This window comes from Streptomyces laurentii, from assembly GCF_040635425.1.
Lineage (GTDB): Bacteria > Actinomycetota > Actinomycetes > Streptomycetales > Streptomycetaceae > Streptomyces > Streptomyces laurentii.
In genome coordinates, this window is the sequence record NZ_JBEYHT010000025.1 from 34,182 (window position 1) to 53,841 (window position 19,660).

Annotated in this window: 13 protein-coding genes; 7 read left to right on the plus strand and 6 right to left on the minus strand. The window is 70.6% G+C overall.

Annotation, left to right across the window (positions count from 1 at the left end; genetic code table 11):
* Positions 1-212 precede the first annotated feature (212 nt).
* Positions 213-1,346 carry a site-2 protease family protein gene (locus tag ABZ693_RS17710; protein ID WP_359877848.1) on the minus strand — a complete coding sequence of 378 codons (1,134 nt, stop codon included), beginning with the start codon at positions 1,344-1,346 and terminating at the stop codon, positions 213-215.
* Between the two features lie 188 nt (positions 1,347-1,534).
* On the opposite strand from ABZ693_RS17710, the gene ABZ693_RS17715 reads away from it, so the two are divergent.
* Positions 1,535-2,464 carry a RecB family exonuclease gene (locus tag ABZ693_RS17715; protein WP_381671791.1) on the plus strand — a complete coding sequence of 310 codons (930 nt, stop codon included), beginning with the start codon at positions 1,535-1,537 and terminating at the stop codon, positions 2,462-2,464.
* 18 nt (positions 2,465-2,482) lie between these two features.
* Complete coding sequence (locus tag ABZ693_RS17720) at positions 2,483-3,154, plus strand: response regulator (RefSeq protein ID WP_359877701.1); 672 nt, start codon at positions 2,483-2,485, stop codon at positions 3,152-3,154.
* A 95-nt stretch (positions 3,155-3,249) separates the two neighbouring features.
* Here ABZ693_RS17720 and ABZ693_RS17725 read toward each other — a convergent pair whose 3' ends face one another.
* The 4 genes from ABZ693_RS17725 to metH form a co-directional block, all read right to left on the minus strand.
* On the minus strand, positions 3,250-4,830 hold the full coding sequence (locus ABZ693_RS17725; RefSeq protein ID WP_359877703.1) for an ABC transporter substrate-binding protein: 1,581 nt from the start codon (positions 4,828-4,830) through the stop codon (positions 3,250-3,252).
* A 68-nt stretch (positions 4,831-4,898) separates the two neighbouring features.
* On the minus strand, positions 4,899-6,488 hold the full coding sequence (locus ABZ693_RS17730) for an ABC transporter substrate-binding protein (RefSeq protein WP_359877706.1): 1,590 nt from the start codon (positions 6,486-6,488) through the stop codon (positions 4,899-4,901).
* 592 nt (positions 6,489-7,080) lie between these two features.
* Positions 7,081-7,788: an HAD family hydrolase gene (locus ABZ693_RS17735; protein WP_359877709.1), complete on the minus strand. Its 708-nt coding sequence runs from the start codon at positions 7,786-7,788 to the stop codon at positions 7,081-7,083.
* A 134-nt stretch (positions 7,789-7,922) separates the two neighbouring features.
* A complete protein-coding gene (metH, locus tag ABZ693_RS17740; protein WP_359877712.1) occupies positions 7,923-11,441 on the minus strand; it encodes a methionine synthase in 3,519 nt (1,172 codons plus the stop codon).
* Between the two features lie 243 nt (positions 11,442-11,684).
* Between metH and ABZ693_RS17745 the strand changes: the two genes are divergently transcribed.
* The 5 genes from ABZ693_RS17745 to ABZ693_RS17765 all read left to right on the plus strand — a co-directional run bounded on the left by ABZ693_RS17745 (position 11,685) and on the right by ABZ693_RS17765 (position 18,202).
* A complete protein-coding gene (locus ABZ693_RS17745; RefSeq protein WP_359877714.1) occupies positions 11,685-12,449 on the plus strand; it encodes an IclR family transcriptional regulator in 765 nt (254 codons plus the stop codon).
* Positions 12,450-12,771: 322 nt separating this feature from the next.
* On the plus strand, positions 12,772-13,557 hold the full coding sequence (locus tag ABZ693_RS17750; RefSeq protein WP_359877717.1) for an MIP/aquaporin family protein: 786 nt from the start codon (positions 12,772-12,774) through the stop codon (positions 13,555-13,557).
* Between the two features lie 35 nt (positions 13,558-13,592).
* Positions 13,593-15,143 carry a glycerol kinase GlpK gene (gene glpK, locus ABZ693_RS17755; protein WP_359877720.1) on the plus strand — a complete coding sequence of 517 codons (1,551 nt, stop codon included), beginning with the start codon at positions 13,593-13,595 and terminating at the stop codon, positions 15,141-15,143.
* Positions 15,144-15,159: 16 nt separating this feature from the next.
* Positions 15,160-16,764 carry a glycerol-3-phosphate dehydrogenase/oxidase gene (locus ABZ693_RS17760; RefSeq protein ID WP_359877723.1) on the plus strand — a complete coding sequence of 535 codons (1,605 nt, stop codon included), beginning with the start codon at positions 15,160-15,162 and terminating at the stop codon, positions 16,762-16,764.
* Between the two features lie 229 nt (positions 16,765-16,993).
* Complete coding sequence (locus ABZ693_RS17765) at positions 16,994-18,202, plus strand: PAC2 family protein (protein WP_359877725.1); 1,209 nt, start codon at positions 16,994-16,996, stop codon at positions 18,200-18,202.
* A 120-nt stretch (positions 18,203-18,322) separates the two neighbouring features.
* Here the strand turns inward: ABZ693_RS17765 and mshC are convergent, their stop codons facing one another.
* Entirely contained in the window at positions 18,323-19,552 is a 1,230-nt protein-coding gene (gene mshC / locus ABZ693_RS17770) for a cysteine--1-D-myo-inosityl 2-amino-2-deoxy-alpha-D-glucopyranoside ligase (protein WP_359877728.1), read from the minus strand.
* Positions 19,553-19,660: the final 108 nt, after the last annotated feature.

The window sequence follows — 19,660 nt, forward strand, 5'->3', positions numbered from 1 at the left end:
CTGGAATGGCATATGCCCCCAGGGCACCTATAGGTGCGGGGTGCCCCCTGCCGTCGCGCTCGCGTGCTGGCTCGCCTCGACGGCCGAGTGAGCCGAAGGGGTGCGTCGGGGGAACAGTGCCGAACGCGCGCAGGTCCCGAGGAACGAGGGACCGAGCACGATCGGTGCTGTGAGTCCGACTAAAGCACCCCGGAGGAGAACCGAGGCACAAATCAAGCAGTCGGCCGGGCCATGGCCTTCACGAAGGCGTTCTCCACGTCGGCCGTGGACAGGACGCCGTAGATCTCGCCGCTTTCCTCGACGACGAGGTATTCGGTGGCGGGGCTGGCGCGGAGGTGGTCGAGGAGGGGCTGGCCGGTGAGGTCGGCGGGGACCTTCATGCCGTCGGCGAGGTCCTGGGTGAGGGCGCTGACGGCGACCCAGGGGCGGCGGTGCTGGGGGATGCCGGCGATGGCGGTCTCGCGGACGATGCCGGTGGGGGTTCCGTGGCCGTCGACGACGACGAGGGCGCGGGCGCCGGCTTCGTTGGCGCGGCGCAGGGCCTCGGAGAGCGGGGTGGCGGATTCGACGGGGATGGCGCGCCGGGTGAGGGTGCGGGCGCGGAGTTCGGGGAGGTGTTCGCGCAGCCGGGCCATGCGGAGGCTGTTGCCGGCGCCGGTCCAGATGATCGCGGCGAGGATCGCGGCGAGCAGGGCGTCGGTGACGGTGGTGAAGCCGGAGATGTCCTCGGTGTTGTTGCCGGCGAGGCCGCTCTGGGTGAGCAGGGGCAGGCCGATGAGGACGGCGAGGGCGAGGGCGCGGCCGACCCAGGCGGCGGCGACGGTGCCGCTCATGGCGTTGCCGGTGATCTTCCAGACGACGGCGCGGAGCATGCGGCCGCCGTCGAGGGGGAGGCCGGGCAGCAGGTTGAAGATCGCCACGATGAGGTTGGAGATCATCAGTCCGCCGAGCAGGACGCCGGGGACGGTGCCGGGTTCGACGGCGTACATCGTCAGGTAGAAGATCCCGGCGAGGACGAGGGAGAGCAGCGGGCCGACGAAGGCGAGGACGAATTCGCGGCCGGGGGTCTCGGTCTCCTTGTCGATCTCGGAGACGCCGCCGAAGAACTGGAGCTGGATGCGGCGCACCGGGAGTTTGAAGCGGAGCGCGGCGAGGGTGTGGGCCAGTTCGTGGACGAGCACGGACGCGTAGAAGGCGATCGCGAAGAAGAGGGAGACGAGGTAGCGGGCGGCGCCGAGCTCGGGCAGGACGCGTTCGATCTGGTCGCCGAAGACCCAGGTGATGAGGGCGGCGACCAGGAACCAGCTGGGCGCGACGTAGACGGGCACGCCGAAAGGCCGGCCCATGAGGATGCCGCCGCCCGGCTCCTCGGTCCGCTGCGGCTTGGACTCGTCCTGGTTCACGGGTTCCTTTCGTCGCCGAGCTGCTCGGCCCGCGTCACGTCCCGCGGTCACGTTTCGATCATGCAGTGCGACGGGGTCCTGAGTCGATGGTATTCCGCTCGCTGTCGGTGGCGGGTCGTAGGGTCTGTGTCATGAGTACGAGCGAACAGCAGCCGGCGGATGTTCCGGTGTCCCGGTCGGCGCCGGGGCCCCGGACGCCCACGTCGTTGTCCCCGTCGCGGGCGAGCGATTTCATGCAGTGTCCGCTGCTGTACCGGTTCCGGGTGATCGACCGGCTGCCGGAGAAGCCGAGCGCGGCGGCGACCCGGGGCACGCTGGTGCACGCGGTGCTTGAGCGGCTGTTCGACGCGCCGGCGGTGGAGCGGACGGCGCCGCGGGCGAAGTCGCTGGTGCCGGGGCAGTGGGACCGGCTGCTGGAGTCGCGTCCGGAGCTGGCGGAGCTGTTCGCGGAGGACCCGGAGGGCGAGCGGCTGGCCGAGTGGCTGACGCAGGCGGAGGCGCTGGTCGACCGGTGGTTCACGCTGGAGGATCCGACGCGGCTCGAACCGGCGGAGCGCGAGCTGTTCGTGGAGACGGAGCTGGCGTCGGGGCTGCGGCTGCGCGGGGTGATCGACCGGGTCGACGTGGCGCCGACGGGCGAGGTGCGGATCGTCGACTACAAGACGGGGAAGGCGCCGCGGCCGGAGTACAGCGAGGGCGCCCTGTTCCAGATGAAGTTCTACGCCCTTGTGGTGTGGCGGCTGAAGAACGTGGTGCCGCGCCGGTTGCAGCTGGTGTACCTGGGCAGCGGGGACGTGCTGACGTACGACCCGGTGGAGGCGGATCTGCTGCGGGTGGAGCGGAAGCTGCTGGCGCTGTGGGAGGCGATCGCGCTGGCGACCCGTACGGGTGACTGGCGGCCTCGGCCGACGAAGCTGTGCGGCTGGTGTGACCACCAGGCGGTGTGTCCGGAGTTCGGGGGGACTCCCCCGGTGTATCCGCTGCCGGTGGTGCCGGAGCGCCCGGCGGAGTCGGGCGAATCGGGGCAGGGCAGAATGGACGCCGTTCCGCCTGCCCCCTGATGTCTCGAGGAGTTGCCCGTGGCGATCCGCGTCCTACTGGTCGACGACCAGCCGCTGCTGCGTACCGGTTTCCGGATGATCCTGGAGGCGGAGCAGGACATCGCGGTGGTCGGTGAGGCCGGTGACGGTCTGCAGGCCCTGGACCAGGTGCGGGCGTTGCAGCCCGATGTGGTGCTCATGGACATCCGGATGCCGCGGATGGACGGGGTGGAGGCGACCCGGCAGATCACGGGTCCGGGCCGGGACGGTCCGGCGAAGGTGCTGGTGCTGACCACGTTCGATCTGGACGAGTACGTGGTGGAGGCGCTGAAGGCGGGGGCCAGCGGCTTCCTGTTGAAGGACGCGCCGGCGCACGAGCTGGTGCAGGCGATCCGGGTGGTGGCGGCGGGCGAGGCGATGCTGGCGCCGTCTATCACGCGGCGGCTGCTCGACAAGTACTCGGCGCATCTGCCGTCGGGCGAGGAGCAGGTGCCGGACACGCTGAGCAGGCTGACGGACCGCGAGGTCGAGGTGCTGAAGCTGGTGGCGCGCGGTTTGTCGAACGCGGAGATCGCGGCGGATCTGTTCGTCAGCGAGACGACGGTGAAGACGCATGTGGGTCATGTGCTGACGAAGCTGGGCCTGCGCGACCGGGTGCAGGCGGCGGTGTACGCGTACGAGAGCGGTCTGGTGCGCCCGGGAGCGCAGTGACGGCGAAGGATCGGCTGGTTTCGGTACGGGTGAGGGCCCGGCGCGTGGGTACGCGCCGGGCCCTCACCCGTGTCCCGTCCGGGCGGCGACCGGCGTCAGTCGGCCTTGATCTCCCAGAAGCGGAAGACGGCGTTGGCGTCGAGGGTCCATTCGAGGCCGGTGACGACCTCGCGGGCGACGGCGTACTGCTTGCCCTGCCACAGCGGCAGGAAGGGCACCTCGTCGGCGACGATGTCCTGGATGCGGCCGAAGTCGGCGGAGGCGGCGCCGCGGTCGGCGGAGCCGGCGGTCCTCGGCAGGAGGCGGCCGGTGATGGTGGCGTTCTCGTAGGGGCTGCCGGCGACGTTGCCCTCGCCGAAGAAGGGGGCGGTGAAGTTGTCGGCGTCGGCGTAGTCGGGGACCCAGCCCTTGACGTAGACGCCGTACTTGCCGGCCGCGATGTCCTTCTCGTACTGGCCGAACTCGACGGACTCGACATCGGCCTCGAACAGGCCGCTGGCGTTGAGCTGCTCGGCTATCGCCTTGAGCTCCTGGTCGGTGGCCGGGCCGTAGCGGCTGGGGGTGGACCAGAGGGTGAGCTTGACCTTGTCCGTGATGCCGGCGGCGCGCAGGGCCTTCTCGGCCTTGGCGCGGTCGGGGCTGCCGTAGGTGTCGTAGAAGGCGGTGTTGTGGCCCGCGATGCCCGCCGGGACGATGGAGTAGAGCGGCGTGGCGGTCGACTTGTAGACGTTCTGGACGAGCGCCTCGCGGTCGACGAGGTGGGCGATGGCCTGGCGGACGCCGAGCTTGCCGACGACCGGGTCGTCCGTGTTGAAGACGAGGTGCTGGACCTCGGCGCTGGTGCCCTGGACGACCTCGATGCCCTGGCCGGTGCCGGAGGAGTTCTCGATGCTGACGATGTCGTCGTCGGAGAGTCCTCGGTAGGCCACGTCGAGGTCGCCGCCGGTCAGAGCCTTGGCGAGGGCCTTGCGGTCGCCGCGGAAGAGCTTGAGGGTGACGCCCTCGTTCTTGCGCTTGAACGTGCCGTGGTAGCCGGTGTTGGCGGAGAAGACGGCGGCGGTCTCGCCGAAGGAGTCGAGCTTGTACGGGCCGGAGCCGACGGCCTTGCCGTCGGTGCGCAGGGCGTCGGCGGGGTACTCGCGGTGGTCGACGATGGAGCCGGCGCCGGAGGCGATCTTGCTGGGGAAGGTGGCGTCGGGAACCTTGAGCCGGAAGACCACGGTCTGGGGGTCGGGGGTCTCGATGGTGTCGATGCTCGACAGGAGCGAGGCCGGGCCGGACGGGTCGTCGATCTTCAGGGTGCGCTCGAAGGAGAACTTGACGTCCTCGGAGGTGAGCGGGTTGCCGTTGGAGAACGTGAGGCCGTCGCGGAGCGTGCAGGTGTAGACGGTGCTGCCCGCCGAGAAGCCGCACTGTTGCGCGGCCTCGGGGGCGGGCCGCGATCCGCCGTTCGGGAAGGCGACAAGGGTCTGGAAGACGTTGTTGAACAGGATCCAGGAGCCGGGGTCGTAGCCGGCGGCGGGGTCGATCGCCAGGATCTCGTCCGACATGCCGATGCGTACGGTGTCCTCGGAGCTTCCCGAGTCACCGCCCTGCTCGGTGCCACAGCCACTGAGCAGGGTGGCGGCCAGGCCCGCGGCGAGCGGGGCGGTCAGCCACTTGTTGGATGCCTTCACAGAACTTGCCTCTTGATCTCTTGCCAGGCCGGCCGCGCGGGCAGTGCGCGGCCGGTACAACGAAGGGGTCAGGCGTTGCCGCGGCCCAGCTCCCACAGGAGCAGGTCGGAGGAGGTGTTCAGCGACCATTCGACGCCCGTCAGGTCGTCGCGGGCGGCGACGTACTGCTTGCCCTGCCACAGCGGCAGGACGGGTACGTCCTTGGCGACGATCTTCTGGATCTGGTCGAAGACCGGGGTCGCGGCGGCACGGTCGGCCTGGCGGCGCGACTGCGGGATCAACTGGTCACGGACGGACTGGTTGACGTAGGGGGTGTTGAGGAAGTTGTCGCTGTCGAGGAAGGGGGCGACGTAGTTGTCCGGGTCCGGGTAGTCGGGGAACCAGCCGAGGCCGTAGACGGCGTAGTCGCCGCGCTTCTGGGCCGGGCGGAACTCGGCCCACTCGGTGCCCTTGATCTGCACGTCGAAGAGCTTGGTGGCGTTGAGCTGGTCGCGCAGCGCCTCGAACTCCTCGGCGGTCTCGGCGCCGTAGTGGTCGGTGGTGTAGTCGAGGGTTGTCCTGACCGGGGTCTTCACGCCCGCCTCGCGCAGGAGCTTGGCGGCCCGCGCGGGATCCGGCTCGCCGTAGGTGTCGATGAACGAGGTGGCGTGGCCGGTGACGCTGGAGGGGATCAGCGAGTAGAGCGGCTCGGCGGTAGGGCCGTACACCTTGCTGACGAGGGCGCCGCGGTCGATGACGGCGGCCATGGCCTGCCGGACGGCCTTGTCCTCGACGGCGGGGGCCTTGGTGTTGAAGGCGAGGTAACGGATCTCCAGGCCGGGGACCTCGGTGAGGTCGATGCCGTCCTGCGGCTTGTCGGTGTGCTCCTTGATCTGCGCCTGCGACATGGCGCGGGCGGCCATGTCGATGTCGTCGTCGCGCAGCGCCTTGTCCATGGTGGAGGCGTTGTCGAAGGGGCGCAGTTCGACCTTGTCGTTGCGCAGGGTGATGTCGCCCTTGTACTGGGCGTTCTTGGTGAAGACGAACTTCGTCACCCGGTCGCCGGAGGTCTCCGTCTTCATCGTGTACGGGCCGGAGCCGTCGACCTCGAAGCCCTCGCGCAGCTTCGTCCCGTCGTACTTGTCCTTGCTGAGGATGCCGGCGACGGGGGTGGAGAGCTTGTACGGGAAGGTCGCGTCGGGCGCCTTGAGGTGGAAGACGACCTCGCGCTCGCCCTTGGTCTCGATGGTGTCGATGTCCGAGAGGAGGGCGGCGGTGCCGTTGTCCGACTTGATGGCGAGGACGCGCTCGATGGAGAACTTGACGTCCTCGGCGGTCATGGGGGTGCCGTCGGCGAAGGTGAGGCCCTCGCGGAGCTCGCAGCGGTAGCTCTCGCTCTCCTTGTCGGAGAAGCCGCAGTTCTCGGCGGCCTCCGGGACGGGCAGTCCGCTGCCGCGCGGGACGTGCATGAGGGTCTGGACGGTCTGGCGCAGGACGTTCCAGGTGCCGGTGTCGTACGCGAAGGCCGGGTCCAGGGGGGCGGGCGCGTCCGTGGTGGCGACGAACTGGTCCGTGGTGCCGACCACGATGGCTCTGCTCTCGTTCCCACCACCGCAGCCGGCGAGCAGGGGCGTGAGCAGTGCGGCCGTGAGCGGCAGCACCAGGGTCTTGCGGTTCATCGGGACGTTCTCCTCATCCGGCACGGGGTGACGGCCGGCGGTGGTACAGCGGCTTTCGGTCACTCCGCCGGACGCCCGGTCGGGGCGGGGTCGAACGGCCCGTCCGGGCTCGATCGGTCCCGTGTACGCGGCGACTTGGGTGGGCGCCGGAGCACTCGGAATGCGAGGCGGAGTACTCGCGAAAGATTAGTGGGCCACGCCCGTCATTACCGGGCGGGGAGCGACCCGGGAGTAATCGCACGGTGATAGCGGATACACAGCTCGCGATATTCATGCGCCGTCACGATCCGTGCGGTATTGATCGAATCGGGACACATGGGGGTGAAGTAATCACCAAATTCCGGGCGCCGGGCGCGCGAAGGCCATCCGCCACCGGGCACTCTGGGTGACCAAGGTCACGTGAGACCTGGGGCCGGATGGCCCTGGGATTACGGCACAAAGGGAAGGATGCGAACCGGAATGAGCCCTCCGCTATCCAACCTCAAATAAAGCTCAAATTCCGTGTTCCGGGAGAGCGCGCTATTCGCGGCGGCCCTTGCCGGTCCGGGGCGGCCGGGACGGTTCCGTCCGCTCTGGCCGGTTCCCGACCCCGTCAGTTCCGGTGTGCCCCGGCGACGAGGGTGCGCAGGAACGGCACGTCGACCTCTTCGAGGGAGCCCACGACGACCCGGCCCGGCGAGGGGAGGATCGACGCCACCGACGGCACCACGACCACCCGGCAGCCCGCGGCCTCGGCGGCCGCGACCCCGGTGGCGGTGTCCTCGACGACCGCGCAGCGCAGCGGATCGGCGCCCACCCCGCGCGCGGCGGTCAGATACGGCTCCGGATGCGGCTTCGTACGGGCCACCTCGTCGCCCGCCACGGTCAGCGCGAACCGGTCGCGGCCCAGCGAGGCCAGCACCTTGTCGATGATCCGGCGGTGCGAGGCGGAGACCAGGGCGGTCGGGATGTCGTGCCGGGCCAGCTCGGCGAGCAGCCGCTCGGCGCCCGGCATCAGCGGGACGCCCCGGTCGATGCGCTGCTCGAAGCGCTCGTTGAGCAGCACCGACAGCTCGTCGAGGGTGATGTCCGCGCCGGTCGCCTCGATGAGGTAGCCCGCGCTGCGGGTCATCGGACCGCCGACGACGATCTCCCGCCACGCCTCGTCGAGCCGGTGTCCGAGGTCGGCGAAGACCTCCACCTCCGCGTCCCACCAGAAGCCCTCGGTGTCGACGAGGGTGCCGTCCATGTCGAGGAAGACCGCCTGCAGGGCGGGGCTGCCGTTGGCACGGATCAAGGACGCGGGGACCGTGCTGGTCATCCGGCACACCTCCATGGAGAGACGAAGAGGCCGGTCGCCCTCCCCGGTACGGGGGGGGAAGGAGACCGGCCTGCACTGGACCGACAAGTGTACGTCGCCGGCCCCTCGGACGCAGCGGAATACCGCCGGTGCGGTTACCGAGCGTTGAAGTACTTCGCCTCAGGGTGATGGATGACGAGGGCGTCGGTGGACTGTTCGGGGTGGAGCTGGAACTCCTCCGAGAGGTGCACGCCGATCCGCTCGGGCCGGAGCAGCTCGGCGATCTTCGCCCGGTCCTCCAGGTCCGGGCAGGCGCCGTAGCCGAGGGAGAAGCGGGCGCCGCGGTACTTGAGGTCGAACATGCCCTGGACGTCGGCCGGGTCCTCGCCGGCGAAGCCCAGCTCGCCGCGCACGCGCGCGTGCCAGTACTCGGCGAGGGCCTCGGCGAGTTGCACGGACAGACCGTGCAGTTCCAGGTAGTCGCGGTAGGAGTCGGAGGCGAAGAGCTCGGCCGTGGCCTCGCCGATCCGCGAGCCGACGGTGACGACCTGGAAGCCGACGACGTCGGTCTCGCCGGACTCCTCCGGGCGGAAGAAGTCGGCGAGGCAGAGGCGGCGGCCGCGGCGCTGGCGCGGGAAGGTGAAGCGGGTCCGCTCGTTGCCGTCCTCGTCGAGGACGATCAGGTCGTCGCCCTTGGAGACGCAGGGGAAGTAGCCGTGGACGACGGCCGCCTCCAGCAGGTTGTCGGTCTGCAGCCGGTCCAACAAGCCGCGCAGCCGCGGCCGGCCCTCGGTCTCGACCAGTTCCTCGTACGACGGCCCGTCGCCGGCCCGGTTCTGCTTGAGGCCCCACTGGCCCTTGAACAGGGCGCCCTCGTCGAGCCAGGACGCGTAGTCCTTGAGCGGGATGCCCTTGACGACGCGGGTGCCCCAGAACGGCGGGGTGGGTACGGGGTTGTCGGTGGCGACGTCCGAGCGGCCGCCCGGCTCGGGCTCGTCGACCTGGAGGGCCGCGGCGTTCGGCCGGACGCGGCGCTGCTTCAGCTCGGGCAGTACGGCGCCCGGCACCCCGCGCTTGACGGCGACGAGGGCGTCCATGAGGCGCAGGCCCTCGAAGGCGTCGCGGGCGTAGCGGACCTCGCCCTGGTAGATCTCGTGCAGGTCCTGTTCGACATAGGCCCGGGTGAGGGCGGCGCCGCCGAGGATCACGGGGTACTTCGCGGCGAGCTCGCGCTGGTTGAGCTCCTCCAGGTTCTCCTTCATGATCACGGTGGACTTCACCAGGAGACCGGACATGCCGATGACGTCGGCCCGGTGCTCCTCGGCGGCTTCCAGGATCGCGGAGACGGGTTGCTTGATCCCCAGGTTGACGACGTTGTAGCCGTTGTTGGAGAGGATGATGTCGACGAGGTTCTTGCCGATGTCGTGGACGTCGCCGCGCACGGTGGCGAGGACGATGGTGCCCTTGCCGTCGGCGTCCGACTTCTCCATGTGGGGTTCGAGGTGCGCGACCGCGGTCTTCATGACCTCGGCGGACTGGAGCACGAACGGCAGCTGCATCTGGCCGGAGCCGAAGAGCTCGCCGACGGTCTTCATGCCGTCGAGCAGCGTGTCGTTGACGATGTCGAGCGCGGGCCGCGACTCCAGGGCGGCGTCGAGGTCGGCCTCCAGGCCGTTCTTCTCGCCGTCGATGATCCGCCGTTTCAGCCGCTCCTCCAGCGGCAGCGCGGCCAGCTCCTCCGCCTTGCCGGCCTTCAGCGACTTCGCCGTGGCGCCCTCGAACAGGGCCATCAGCTTCTGCAGCGGGTCGTAGCCCTCGGCGCGCCGGTCGTAGACGAGGTCGAGGGCGGTGCGCACCTGCTCCTCGTCGAAGCGGGCGATCGGCAGGATCTTGGAGGCGTGCACGATGGCCGAGTCCAGGCCCGCCTTCACGCACTCGTCGAGGAAGACGGAGTTGAGCAGGATGCGGGCGGCCGGGTTGAGGCCGAAGGAGATGTTGGACAGACCGAGGGTGGTCTGGACGTCGGGGTGGCGGCGCTTCAGCTCGCGGATCGCCTCGATCGTGGCGATGCCGTCCTTGCGCGACTCCTCCTGACCGGTGCAGATGGTGAAGGTCAGGGTGTCGATGAGGATGTCCGACTCGCGGATGCCCCAGTTGCCGGTCAGGTCGTCGATCAGCCGCTCGGCGATGGCGACCTTGTGCTCGACCGTGCGGGCCTGGCCGTTCTCGTCGATGGTCAGCGCGATCAGCGCCGCGCCGTGCTGCCGGGCGAGCCGGGTGACCTTGGCGAAGCGGGACTCGGGGCCGTCGCCGTCCTCGTAGTTGACGGAGTTGATGACGGCGCGCCCGCCCAGCTTCTCCAGGCCGGCCTGGAGGACGTCGACCTCGGTGGAGTCGAGGACGATCGGCAGCGTGGAGGCGGTGGCGAAGCGTCCGGCCAGTTCGTTCATGTCGGCGACGCCGTCGCGGCCGACGTAGTCGACGCAGAGGTCGAGCATGTGCGCGCCCTCGCGGATCTGGTCGCGGGCCATCTCGACGCAGTCGTCCCAGCGGCCCTCCAGCATGGCCTCGCGGAACTTCTTCGATCCGTTGGCGTTGGTGCGCTCGCCGATGGCGAGGTACGCGGTGTCCTGCCGGAACGGCACGGTCTGGTAGAGGGACGCGGCGCCCGGCTCCGGGTGCGGCTCGCGGACCGGCGGGACGACGCCCTGGACCCGCTCCACGACCTGGCGCAGGTGCTCTGGGGTCGTACCGCAGCAGCCGCCCACCAGGCTGAGGCCGTACTCGGCCACGAAGGTCTCGTGGGCGTCGGCCAGCTCCGCCGGGGACAGCGGGTAGTGCGCGCCGTCCTTCGTCAGCACCGGCAGTCCCGCGTTCGGCATACAGGAGAGCGCGACGCCGGCGTGCCGGGCGAGGTAGCGCAGGTGCTCGCTCATCTCGGCGGGGCCGGTGGCGCAGTTCATGCCGATCATGTCGATGCCGAGCGGCTCCAGGGCCGTCAGGGCCGCGCCGATCTCCGAGCCGAGCAGCATGGTGCCGGTCGTCTCGACGGTGACCGAGCAGATCAGCGGGACGGTGTAGCCGGCGGTCTCCATGGCCCGGTGGGCCGCGATGACCGCGGCCTTGGTCTGCAGGAGGTCCTGGGTGGTCTCGACGAGCAGCGCGTCGGCGCCGCCGGCCAGCAGGCCCTCGGCGTTCTGCTGGTAGGCGTCGCGGATGGTGCCGTACGCGACGTGGCCGAGGGTCGGCAGCTTGGTGCCGGGGCCCATGGAGCCGAGGACCCAGCGCTGCCGCCCGGTCTTCTCGGTGAACGCGTCGGCGGCCTCGCGGGCGATGCGGGCGCCGGCCTCGGAGAGTTCCTCGATGCGGTGGGCGATGTCGTACTCGCCGAGCGCGGAGAAGTTGCAGTTGAAGGTGTTGGTGCCGACGCAGTCGGTGCCGACTTCGAGGTACGCGTCGTGGACCGCGCGGACGATGTCCGGGCGGGAGGCGTTCAGAATCTCGTTGCATCCCTCGAGCTGCTGGAAGTCCTCGAGGGAGGGGTCCTGGGCCTGGAGCATGGTGCCCATCGCGCCGTCGGAGACGACGACCCGGGAGGCGAGGGCCTCGCGGAGGGCGTCGGCCCGCTGAGCGGCGGTCGCGGATGCGGCGGAAGGGGTCGGCGACGAGGCCATGGAATGAGCTCCCTGGGATGCGACGGCTGTCGGCTTTGCGTGCTCGGCGGAGCGCGCACGGGCCCAGCGTAGCCGTGCGGACGCCGGGGTGGGCACTGGGTTCCAACAGGTGGACTGCATCCTGTGTGCGGGGACTCCCGGTCCGGCCCGCTCTTGTCCGACACTGTCAGGTGTGACGCAAGGTCGGCATCGACCGATAGTGTTCAGCATTACCGAACAAGAGATGAGAAGAAGGGCCGGGCGATGGCGAAGAACATCCAGTCGCTTGAACGGGCTGCGGCGATGCTGCGACTGCTCGCGGGCGGCGAGCGCCGGCTCGGCCTGTCCGACATCGCCTCCTCCCTCGGGCTCGCCAAGGGCACCGCCCACGGCATCCTGCGCACCCTGCAGGCCGAGGGCTTCGTGGAGCAGGACGCCGCCTCGGGCCGCTACCAGCTGGGCGCCGAGCTGCTGCGGCTCGGCAACAGCTATCTGGACGTGCACGAGCTGCGCGCGCGGGCCCTCGTCTGGACGGACGACCTGGCCCGCTCCAGCGGCGAGAGCGTGCACCTGGGGGTGCTGCACCAGCAGGGCGTGCTGATCGTGCACCACGTCTTCCGCCCCGACGACAGCCGGCAGGTGCTGGAGGTGGGGGCCATGCAGCCGCTGCACTCCACCGCGCTCGGCAAGGTCCTGTCGGCGTACGACCCGGTGGCGCACAGCGAGGCGGTCGAGGGCGTACGGGACTCCTTCACGCCCCGCACGGTCACGGGTCTCGCGGACTTCGAGACGCTCCTCGACACCACCCGGGCGCGCGGCTGGGCCGCGGACGTGGAGGAGACCTGGGAGGGCGTGGCCGCGGTGGCCGCGCCGATCCACGACCGGCGGCGGATGCCGGTGGGGGCGGTGGCCATCACGGGCGCCGTGGAGCGGGTCTGCGCCGAGGGCGAGCTGCGCTCGGAGCTGGTGGCGGCGGTACGGGACTGCGCCCGGGCGGTCTCGCGGGACCTGGGAGCCGGCCGCTTCTGAGCCCGCGGGCGGACGCGCGCCCCCTCGTACCGCCCCGGACGCACTTCCTCCGCTTCCCTCGCCGTCCCCTCTGCCCGAACACGACTGAACCCGCCGGTAACGATCGCGTCATCGGCGGGTTTTTGGTGCTCACGCCCCTTGACGTGCTGTTAACCCTGGCGCAAAACTTCCGTTCATCGGTCGGCATTGTCGAACAGCTAACGGCAATACGCGTTAAGGTAGGACAGTGCCAAGGGCCGGCCAACGCCCTCACACGAGGGCGCGGACCACCGGAGTGACCCGTGGTTCGCCTTCCCCTGGACGAAGGACAAAGGAGTCGCGGGTGTCCAGCTCCGACATCTTCATCGGCGAGACCCTCGGTACCGCCGTACTCATCCTGCTCGGCGGTGGCGTGTGCGCCGCCGTCACGCTCAAGAGCTCCAAGGCCCAAGGCGCGGGCTGGCTCGCGATCGCTTTCGGGTGGGGCTTCGCCGTCATGACGGCCGTCTACATGACCGCTTCCCTTTCCGGAGCCCATCTGAACCCCGCAGTCACGGTCGCGATAGCCATCAAGGACAGCGACTGGAGCAACGTGCCGGTGTACCTCGCCGGTCAGCTGCTCGGCGCGATGATCGGCGCGGCGCTCGTCTGGGTGGCGTACTACGGCCAGTTCCGGGCCCACCTCACGGACGACTCGATCGTCTCGGTCCCGCGCGAGGAAGGCATGGTCGACCAGCACGCGGCGCCGAACGCCGGTCCGGTGCTCGGCATCTTCTCGACCGGCCCGGAGATCCGCGTCCCCTGGCAGAACCTCGCGACCGAGATCATCGGCACCGTCGTCCTGGTCCTCGCCGTGCTCACCCAGGGCCTCAACGACGACGGCAAGGGCCTCGGCCCGCTCGGCGCCCTCATCACCGCGTTCGTCGTGGTCTCCATCGGCCTGTCGCTCGGCGGCCCCACCGGTTACGCCATCAACCCGGCCCGTGACCTGGGTCCGCGCATCGTGCACGCGCTCCTCCCGCTGCCCAACAAGGGGGGCTCCGACTGGGGCTACGCCTGGGTCCCGGTCGTCGGTCCGCTCGTCGGCGCCGTCATCGGCGGGGGTATCTACAACATCGTGTTCGCCTGAGCCGTCCTTCTTCCAGACTTCCCTTGGAGTACACCGTGACCGACGCCCCCACCTCCGCCGCCACCACGCACGGCGCGGGCCCGTTCATCGCCGCCATCGACCAGGGCACCACTTCGTCGCGCTGCATCGTCTTCGACAAGGACGGCCGGATCGTCTCCGTCGACCAGAAGGAGCACGAGCAGATCTTCCCGAAGCCGGGCTGGGTCGAGCACGACGCCAACGAGATCTGGGCCAATGTCCAGGAGGTCGTCGCCGGCGCCATCGCCAAGGCCGGGATCACCGCGGCCGACGTCAAGGCCATCGGCATCACCAACCAGCGCGAGACCACGCTGATGTGGGACAAGAACACCGGTGAGCCGGTCCACAACGCGCTCGTCTGGCAGGACACCCGGACCGACGGCCTGTGCAAGGAACTCGGTCGCAACGTCGGGCAGGACCGTTTCCGCCGCGAGACCGGCCTGCCGCTCGCCTCGTACTTCTCCGGCCCGAAGGTCCGCTGGCTGCTCGACAACGTCGAGGGCCTGCGCGAGCGCGCCGAGCGCGGCGAGATCCTCTTCGGCACCATGGACTCCTGGGTCATCTGGAACCTGACCGGCGGCACCGACGGCGGCGTCCACGTCACCGACGTCACCAACGCCTCGCGCACCCTCCTGATGAACCTGCACGAGATGGCGTGGGACGAGCGCATCCTCGCGTCGATGGAGATCCCGGCCGGCGTGCTGCCCGAGATCCGTTCCTCCGCCGAGGTGTACGGCGCGGTCAAGGGCGGCGTCCTCGACGGCGTCCCGGTGGCGTCGGCGCTCGGCGACCAGCAGGCCGCCCTGTTCGGCCAGACCTGCTTCGCCGAGGGCGAGGCCAAGTCCACGTACGGCACCGGAACGTTCATGCTGATGAACACCGGCGACAAGATCATCAACTCCTACAGCGGCCTGCTGACCACCGTCGGCTACCAGATCGGCGAGGAGAAGCCGGTCTACGCCCTGGAGGGCTCGATCGCCGTCACCGGCTCGCTCGTCCAGTGGATGCGCGACCAGATGGGCCTCATCAAGTCCGCCGCCGAGATCGAGACCCTGGCCTCCTCCGTCGAGGACAACGGCGGCGCCTACTTCGTGCCGGCCTTCTCCGGTCTGTTCGCCCCGTACTGGCGCTCCGACGCCCGCGGTGTGATCGCCGGCCTCACCCGGTACGTCACCAAGGCGCACATCGCCCGTGCCGTCCTGGAGGCCACCGCCTGGCAGACCCGCGAGATCACCGACGCCATGACCAAGGACTCCGGCGTCGAACTGGCCGCCCTCAAGGTCGACGGCGGCATGACCTCCAACAACCTGCTGATGCAGACCCTCTCCGACTTCCTGGACGCCCCCGTCGTGCGCCCGATGGTCGCCGAGACCACCTGCCTCGGCGCCGCCTACGCCGCCGGCCTGGCCGTCGGCTTCTGGCCCGACACCGACGCGCTGCGCGCCAACTGGCGCCGGGCCGCCGAGTGGACCCCTCGCATGGACGCCGACAAGCGTGACAGCGAGTACAAGAACTGGCTCAAGGCCGTAGAGCGCTCCATGGGCTGGCTCGAAGCAGAAGAGAAGTGACGAGGAGTAATTCGCGATGACCACCCTGCAGAGCCTCCCCTCCCTGGGGATGCACCCGGCCGCCGGTTCCCTCCCGACCCGCGCCGAGACCCGCGATCAGCTGTCGAGGGCGACGTACGACCTCCTGGTGATCGGCGGCGGCATCCTGGGCATCTCCACCGCCTGGCACGCCGCGCAGTCCGGGCTGCGGGTGGCCCTCGTGGACGCCGGCGACTTCGCCGGCGCCACCTCCTCGGCCTCCTCCAAGCTGCTCCACGGCGGCCTGCGCTACCTCCAGACCGGCGCGGTCAAGCTGGTCGCCGAGAACCACTTCGAACGGCGCGCGGTCTCCCGCCAGGTGGCCCCCCACCTGTCCAACCCGCTCACCTTCTACCTGCCCGTCTACAAGGGCGGCCCGCACGGCGCCGCCAAGCTCGGCGCCGGCGTCTTCGCCTACAGCGCCCTGTCCGCCTTCGGCGACGGCGTCGGCCACCTGCTGAGCCCCGCCAAGGCCGCCCAGGACGTGCCGGAGCTGCGCACCGACAACCTCAAGGCCGTCGCCGTCTACGGCGACGACCAGATGAACGACGCCCGCATGGCGCTGATGACGGTCCGCGCCGCCGTCGACGCCGGCGCGGTCGTCCTCAACCACGCCGAGGTCAGCGGGCTGCGCTTCACCCGGGGCCGGGTCACCGGCGCCGAGCTGAAGGACCGGCTGTCCGGCGAGGAGTTCGGCGTCGACGCCCGCCTGGTGCTCAACGCCACCGGCCCGTGGGTCGACCACGTCCGGCGCATGGAGGACCCGAACGCGGCCCCGTCCATCCGGCTGTCCAAGGGCGCGCACCTGGTCCTCAAGCGCACCTCTCCCTGGAACGCGGCCCTGGCCACCCCCATCGACAAGTACCGGATCACCTTCGCCCTCCCCTGGGAGGACATGCTCCTGCTCGGCACCACCGACGAGGAGTACGAGGGCGACCCGGGCGAGGTCGCGGTCAACGACAAGGACATCGCCCAGATCCTGGACGAGGCCGCCTTCTCCATCCGCGACCAGCAGCTCGACCGGTCCCTGATCACCTACGCGTTCGCCGGTCTGCGGGTGCTGCCGGGCGGTCCCGGCGACACGTCGAAGGCCAAGCGCGAGACGGTCGTCACCGAGGGCCGCGGCGGCATGCTGTCGGTGGCCGGCGGCAAGTGGACCACCTTCCGGCACATCGGCCGCACCATCATGAAGAAGCTGGAGGCGCTGCCCGGCCACCCGCTCGGCGACTCGTACGAGCCGGTGTCCGCGCTGCCGAAGCGGCTGCCGCTGCCCGGTATCGCCAACCCGAACGCGGTCGCCCACCGGCTCCTCGTGGACGGTCCGGCGCCCGGCCCGCGGATGTCCGCCGACACCGCCAAGCACCTGGCCACCCACTACGGCTCGCTCTCCTTCGACATCGCCCGCATGGCGAACGAGAACCCGCACCTCGCCGAGCGCATCCACCCGGACGCGCCGGAGATCTGGGCCCAGGTCGCCTACGCGCGCGACCACGAGTGGGCCGAGACCGCCGACGACGTGCTGCGCCGCCGTACCACCCTGACCATCCGCGGCCTGGCCACGGACGAGATCCGGGGCAAGGTGGAGGACATGCTGCGCGGCTGATCCCGCGTGGTGCCGTGAGCAGTATGTAAGGGGCGGTCTCTCTGGAGGCCGCCCCTTACGCGTGAGCGGGCCCGGCCGGCCCCCCGTCGGGCCGTGTGCCGACGGGAGTTCCTGGGTAGTCGATCACAGCCGAGAGGGGCCCCGGGCGATGTCCGAGGGCTGCGGGCGGGCCGCCGCGAAGGCATAAGGTTGGTCCGTACGACACAAACATCGACGAAGGAGGCGCTGGGTGATCGAGCTCGAGGGGGTTCCCGAGCTGATCGACCCGGTCATGGTGGCCGCGTTCGAGGGGTGGAACGACGCCGGTGACGCCGCCTCCGCCGCGGTCGCCCATCTCGACCGGGAATGGAAGGGCGAGGTGTTCGCGGCGCTCGACGCCGAGGACTACTACGACTTCCAGGTCAACCGGCCCACGGTGTGGCTGGACAACGGCGTACGGAAGATCACCTGGCCGACGACCCGGCTGTCCGTGGTGCGGGTCGGCGGCGAGAAGCCCCGCGACCTGGTGCTGGTGCGCGGGATCGAGCCGTCGATGCGCTGGCGTTCGTTCTGCAACGAGCTGCTGGGTTTCGCGCACGAGCTGGGCGTGGAGATGGTGGTGATCCTGGGCGCACTGCTCGGCGACACCCCGCACACCCGTCCGGTTCCGGTCAGCGGTGTCACCTCCGACCCCGATCTGGCCCGCACGATGGACCTGGAGGAGACCCGCTACGAGGGCCCGACGGGCATCGTGGGCATCCTCCAGGAGGCCTGCACGCACGCCGGGGTGCCGGCGGTGAGCCTGTGGGCGGCGGTTCCGCACTACGTGTCGCAGCCGCCGAACCCGAAGGCGACGCTGGCGCTGCTCAACCGGCTGGAGGACCTGATCGGTCTGCACATCCCGCTGGGCGAGCTGCCCGAGGACGCGCGGGCGTGGCAGACGGGCGTGGACCAGCTGGCCGCCGAGGACAGCGAGGTCGCCGAGTACGTGCAGACGCTGGAGGAGGCGCGGGACACGGCCGAGCTGCCGGAGGCGTCCGGCGAGGCCATCGCGCGCGAGTTCGAGCGCTACCTGCGGCGGCGCGAGCCGGGACCGGGCACGGGCGCGGCTCCCGGAGTGGCGACGGAGGGCACCGACCCCTCGTATCTGCGGGACGCCTCCCCTGACCGGACCCGCCCGCCGAAGCCGCAGCAGCCGGGACCGGAGGCGGTGCCGGGCGCGGAGACGGACGAGGCCGCGGAGACGGACGGAACGTCGGAGACGGACGGAGCCGGGGCGGAGACGCCGGAGGCCGAAGCGGAGGCTTCGGGCCCGGACGCCTCCGGCACGGACGCGCCGGGCGCGGAGACGCCGGACAAGGATGCTCCGCGCCCGGACGCGGAGCCGCCCACGGCGGAGGATCCCGAGGGGACCAAGGACGCCGGGGGCTCCGAGAAGCCCACGGACGAAGAGGACTGAGACATACGGATACGGGAGGAGCGGCGCGGCCGTTCCTCCCGTAGCGCAGAGGACACAGCGGCGGGCCGCATCCTGGCACAGGTCAGGATGCGGCCCGCCGTCCATGGCCCGGGTGCCCGCTTACAGGGCGACGCCGAGCAGCGCGTCGACGGCGCGCGAGGCGAGACCGGGGGCGGACTCGTCGGCGCCGCCGCCGGCGGTCTGGAGCGCGGCCCAGCGGTCGACCGCGGCGAGCGCGGCCGGGGTGTCGAGGTCGTCGGCGAGCGCCTCACGCAGCTCCTCGACGAGCGCGTCGGCGGACGGGCCGTCGGGACGCGAGACGGCGGCGCGCCAGCGGCCCAGCCGCTCCACGGCGTCCTGGAGGACCTGGTCGGTCCACTCCCAGTCGGTCCGGTAGTGGTGGGAGAGCAGGGCGAGCCGGATGGCCGCCGGGTCGACGCCGTCCTGGCGGAGCCGGGAGACGAAGACCAGGTTGCCCCTGGACTTCGACATCTTCTCGCCGTCGAGGCCGACCATGCCGGCGTGCACGTACGCCTGGGCCATGGGGAACTCGCCGGTGAGCGCCTGGGCGTGCGAGGCGCCCATCTCGTGGTGCGGGAAGATCAGGTCGGAGCCGCCGCCCTGGATGTCGAAGCCCATGCCGAGGTGCCCGAGGGCGATGGCGACGCACTCGATGTGCCAGCCGGGGCGGCCGGCGCCGAGGCTGGCGCCGTCCCAGCTGGGCTCGCCGTCACGGGCGGCCATCCACAGCATCGGGTCGAGCGGGTTCTTCTTGCCCGGGCGGTCCGGGTCGCCGCCGCGCTCGGCGGACAGGTGGCGCATCAGCGCGGTGTCGTAGTGCGAGACCTCGCCGAAGTGCGGGTCGGCCTCGACGGAGAAGTAGATGTCGCCGTCGAGCTCGTAGGCGGCACCGGAGTCCCGCAGCTGCTCGACCAGCGGGACGATGGCCGGGATGGCCTCGACGGCGCCGACGTACTCCTTCGGCGGCAGCATGCGCAGGGCGGTCATGTCCTCGCGGAACAGGGCGGTCTCGCGCTCGGCGAGGCCGACCCAGTCGATGCCGTCGCGGATCGCGCGCTCCAGGAGGGGGTCGTCCACGTCGGTGACGTTCTGGACGTAGTGAACCTGCCGCTTGGTATCGAGCCACACGCGCTGGACGAGGTCGAACGCGTTGTAGGTCGCCGCGTGACCCATGTGGGTCGCGTCGTACGGCGTGATGCCGCAGACGTACAGGCGGGCGACGGGGCCGGGGGCGAGGGTCACTCGTCCACCGGTCGCGGTGTCGTGAATCCGGAGGTCGCGGCCCTTGCCGGGCAGGGCGGGGACCTCAGAAGCGGGCCAGGCATGCATGTCCTGAGCGTAACCGGACGACGGTTCCGGATACGAACCGCACCCTGGATCTCGTCCTATTAGACGGTCTTGCAGGGGACGCGGGTCCGTGCATACCCCCGAGGGGTC